At 54.6% G+C, this 4099-nt stretch carries 2 protein-coding genes and 5 pseudogenes; 3 read left to right on the top strand and 4 right to left on the bottom strand.

Annotated features, from left to right (window positions below):
- Window positions 1-61: 61 nt before the first annotated feature.
- Window positions 62-181: pseudogene (locus tag BBW68_RS18075) on the bottom strand (transporter substrate-binding domain-containing protein); the annotation flags it as partial.
- A 146-nt stretch (window positions 182-327) separates the two neighbouring features.
- On the opposite strand from BBW68_RS18075, the gene BBW68_RS20835 reads away from it, so the two are divergent.
- The 3 genes and pseudogenes from BBW68_RS20835 to BBW68_RS13225 all read left to right on the top strand — a co-directional run bounded on the left by BBW68_RS20835 (window position 328) and on the right by BBW68_RS13225 (window position 1254).
- Entirely contained in the window at window positions 328-462 is a 135-nt protein-coding gene (locus BBW68_RS20835; protein ID WP_420835353.1) for a hypothetical protein, read from the top strand.
- A 43-nt stretch (window positions 463-505) separates the two neighbouring features.
- Window positions 506-909: pseudogene (locus tag BBW68_RS13230) on the top strand (NAD(P)H-dependent oxidoreductase); the annotation flags it as partial.
- A gap of 36 nt (window positions 910-945) precedes the next feature.
- Window positions 946-1254: pseudogene (locus BBW68_RS13225) on the top strand (putative quinol monooxygenase).
- Window positions 1255-1296: 42 nt separating this feature from the next.
- Here the strand turns inward: BBW68_RS13225 and BBW68_RS17050 are convergent.
- The 3 genes and pseudogenes from BBW68_RS17050 to BBW68_RS13210 form a co-directional block, all read right to left on the bottom strand.
- Window positions 1297-1783 (bottom strand): annotated as a pseudogene (locus BBW68_RS17050) (LysR substrate-binding domain-containing protein).
- Window positions 1783-3678: a DNA topoisomerase IV subunit B gene (gene parE / locus BBW68_RS13215; RefSeq protein ID WP_070135717.1), complete on the bottom strand. Its 1896-nt coding sequence runs from the start codon at window positions 3676-3678 to the stop codon at window positions 1783-1785. Before parE ends, BBW68_RS17050 begins: the two are co-directional and overlap by 1 nt.
- 61 nt (window positions 3679-3739) lie before the next feature.
- A pseudogene (locus BBW68_RS13210) lies at window positions 3740-3994 on the bottom strand (YqiA/YcfP family alpha/beta fold hydrolase); the annotation flags it as partial.
- Window positions 3995-4099 lie beyond the last annotated feature (105 nt).

The following is a 4099-nucleotide window of genomic DNA, read 5'->3' as shown; positions in this document are numbered from 1 at the left end:
AATTAACTATTTTAAAACAGATAGTTAAACGTAAAATTTAAACCTTATCTAGGACAGCCCCATCTCCGGTAGTACACACGGTTAAGGTCTTGCTTTGCATCACGCGGTCAAGGCGCGATTGTGCGCTGGCGGCACCGGCTACCAGCATCAGGGCGATGGCCACCCCGGATTTCATCTTCATACTTGTTCTCTCATTATTGTTATCGCTGTCGGCCCTGATCCCTGCATTGTTGCTTAAAACGCAAGAGTATTGTGATTGATACCACATTTTCCCCGGCGCTGTCCCCCTGTAGTCTCAAAGAAATTGCACACAGCTGAGAGAAATTCATGAGCCAGATTTTAATTATTGATGCCGGTAAAGCCTTCGCCTGCAGCAACGGCGAGTTAAACCATACCCTGACCAACGTTGCCGCCAGCTTCCTACGCGATGCCTGTTTACCAGGTCGATGTCACGGTGGTTGACGACGGTTACGTGGTCGCGGACGAAATTGAAAAATACCTCGGCGCCGATACCATGATCTACCGGATGCCGGACTGGTGGATGGGCAAACCATGGACGCTGAAAAAATATATCGACGAAATGTTCACCTAAGGTCACGGCAAACTGTACGCCAGCGATGGCCGTACCCGCTCCGACGCGGCGAAAAATATGGTTCAGGCGGCCTGCTGCAGGGTAAAAACTCTATGCTCTCGCTCACTTGGAATGCACCGCTGCAGGCGCTTACCGACCCTGAGCAGTTCTTTGAAGGCGTGGGCGTCGACGGCCTGTATCTGCACTTCCACAAAGCTAACCAGTTCCTCAGCATGGATGGTCTGCTGATCTTTATCTGTAACGATGTGATCAAACAGTCGGATATTGCCAGCCACATCGCACGCTATCGGACTCATCTGAGCGAAATTTTTGCTTAACTAGTAGTTCGCCCATTCGAGAAGAAAGAAAACAGTATGCTGACCGTGATTGCGGAAATTTGTATCAAGCTAGGCCGCCGTACTGCTGTCTTACAGGCGATAGAGACGTTAACGCCAACCGTGCTGCCTGAAGAAGGCTGCGGCAGCTATCAGACGCTGATCGACCATAAAGCCTAGGTGCCGTGGAAGCAGGATTCGCCGGACTCGATCTTTATGGTTGAGCACTGGGAGTCGCTACGCAACCTTGAGCAGCATCAGCAGACCGATCACATGGAACGCCACCGCACGGCGATTAAGCATGATGTGGTTGATGTGAAGATTTTCGTATTAGAGCCGGCGTTTTAAACCATCGCATCATGTGGGGGCGGCTCTTTTATCTTAATCATTCTATAACAGCGTTTTGCTGGCGAACTGCTTGCTGAAATAGTCCAAGAAACAGCTGATGCGCGTCGACAGCGTGCTGTTGCGGTAGTAAACCACATGGATCGGATGGCGCATCTCACGCGTTTCCGCATCCAGCACCGCAACTAATCTCCTCTCAGCCAGATCCTCGCGGCTGAGAAAAGTCAGAAATCCGCGTAATCCCCATCCTGTTAACCGCCAGCTGGCGTAGCGGCATTAACGCGCAGGCGCCCGGACGGGATTTCACGCCGCTGGGCGATCTGCTCTTCGGCGGTCTCTACTGAACGAATAATCTGGCGGGCGTGCTCCAAGAAGATCTGCCCTTCCTCGGTCAGCGCACGGCTGATACCGGAGGTGGTTTGACTCAGCTGATCTGCAGCAGCGAAGATTGACTTGGTGTCGCCCCCCCCCCCCCACACACACGCCACACACACGCGCGTAACTCTTTAAGGGTGATTTTTAAATGTTGGATTACACCTCGATTTCCGCTATATCACCTTTCTCCTGCAGCCAGTTGCGGCGGTCTTCGGAGCGTTTTTTCGCCAGCAGCATATCCATCACTGCCAGCGTCTGCGTAACGTCTTCTTCGCTGATAGTCAGCTGCACTAGGCGGCGGGTATTGGGGTCAAGGGTAGTTTCGCGCAGCTGCAGCGGGTTCATCTCGCCTAACCCTTTGAAACGCTGCACGTTAGGTTTGCCCTTCTTGCGCTTCAGCTGCTCCAGTACGCCCTCTTTCTCTTCCTCATCCAGCGCGTAATAGACCTCTTTGCCAAGGTCAATACGGTAGAGCGGCGGCATGGCAACATAAACATGGCCGTTCTGCACTAGAGTGCGAAAGTGACGCAGGAACAGCGCGCACAGCAGAGTGGCGATATGCAGACCGTCGGAGTCTGCATCCGAAAGGATACAGATCTTACCGTAGCGCAGCTGGCTGAGATCTTCGCTGTCGGGATCGATACCGATCGCCACCGAGATGTCGTGCACCTCCTGCGACGCCAGCACCTCATCCGAGGAGATTTCCCATGTGTTCAGGATCTTACCCTTCAGCGGCATGATCGCTTGGTACTCACGATCGCGTGCTTGCTTGGCCGATCCGCCCGCCGAGTCCCCTTCCACTAGGAACAGTTCGGTACGGCTCAGATCCTGCGCGCTGCAGTCCGCTAGCTTGCCCGGCAGCGCCGGACCGCTGGTGAGCTTTTTACGCACCACTTTCTTGGCGGCACGCAGGCGGCGCTGAGCACTGGATATAGCCAGCTCGGCCAGCATTTCTGCCGCCTGCATGTTCTGGTTCAGCCACAGGCTGAAGGCATCTTTCACCACGCCGGAAACAAAGGTGGCGCACTGGCGCGACGAGAGGCGCTCTTTGGTCTGCCCGGCAAACTGCGGATTCTGCATTTTGACCGACAGCACGTAAGAGCAGCGATCCCAGATATCTTCCGCCGACAGCTTCACGCCACGCGGCAGGATATTACGGAACTCGCAGAATTCTCGCATCGCATCCAGCAGGCCCTGGCGCAGGCCGTTAACGTGCGTGCCGCCCTGCATGGTCGGGATCAGGTTAACGTAGCTTTCGGTCAGCAGCTCTCCGCCTTCCTGCAGCCACAGCAGCGCCCAGTCCACCGCTTCCACATCTCCGGCGTAGGCGCCCTTGAAGGCTTTTTCCGGCAGCGTTGGCAGGCCGTTGACCGCTTCCATCAGGTAGTCGGTCAGACCATCGGCGTAGCACCAGCTCTGTTCGGTATTGTTCAGCTTGTCTTTAAAGACGATTTCAACGCCCGGGCAGAGCACCGCTTTGGCTTTCAGCAGGTGGCTGAGGCGCGAAACGGAGAAGCGCGGGCTGTCGAAGAAGGATTCATCAGGCCAGAACTGCACGCGGGTCCCGGTGTTACGTTTGCCGATGGTGCCGGTTACCACTAGGTCCTGAACCTTATCGCCGTTCTCAAAGGCCATTTCATAGATTTTGCCATTACGGCGTACGGTCACTTCCACGCGTTTGGAGAGGGCGTTAACCACCGAGATCCCCACGCCGTGCAGGCCGCCGGAGAACTGATAGTTTTTGTTGGAGAATTTGCCCCCGGCATGTAGGCGGCAGAAAATCAGCTCAACGGCTGGCACGCCCTTTTCGGGGTGGATATCGACCGGCATGCCGCGCCCGTCGTCGATCACTTCCAGCGACTGGTCGGCGTGCAAAATCATTTCCACGCGCTTGGCGTAACCGGCCAGCGCTTCATCCACGCTGTTGTCGATCACTTCCTGACCTAAATGGTTAGGGCGCACGGTATCGGTGTACATGCCCGGGCGGCGACGCACGGGCTCAAGGCCGCTGAGAACCTCAATGGAATCAGCGTTATAGCTGGATTGAGTCATCGTTACAATCTGATTAGATAGTGGCTAAAAATGCGTGTCCAGACTCCGGCTTATCTCAGTCCTAGAAGCCTAGGAAATCGATCATTGCGGAGAAATGGCGTTCGAATCCGATAAAAGCATGACTTCCGCCCTCTTCTACCGTTTGACGGCAAGCGCTGTAATAGTCGAAGGCTTGACGGTACTCGAGCACTTCATCGCCCGTCTTTTGGAGCAGCCAGAGCAAATTCGGCGACTCTAACGGGTCAATCTGCATCAGTTTTAGATCGTAAATATGGCGAGACTCTAACACATATTGCTGGCCGGTGTATGGGTTCTCAGCGAATTCAGATAATAAGTGCAACGCTCGGTCATGTAGATGGAGGGACGGTTAGCTACCGATAAGCTATCCTGCTCTTCCGACTAAAGATGAGCGAATAACTAT

It is taken from the genome of Candidatus Erwinia dacicola (assembly GCF_001756855.1).
GTDB classification, from domain to species: domain Bacteria; phylum Pseudomonadota; class Gammaproteobacteria; order Enterobacterales; family Enterobacteriaceae; genus Erwinia; species Erwinia dacicola.
The sequence above is the reverse complement of the archived record's forward strand: the minus strand, read 5'-3'. Positions and strand labels throughout refer to the sequence as shown.

Excerpts from the sequence above, each read along its gene's own strand:
- BBW68_RS20835 (WP_420835353.1), top strand. The coding sequence starts at position 328 with ATGAGCCAGATTTTAATTATTGATGCCGGTAAAGCCTTCGCCTGCAGC.
- parE (WP_070135717.1), bottom strand. The coding sequence starts at position 3,678 with ATGACTCAATCCAGCTATAACGCTGATTCCATTGAGGTTCTCAGCGGC.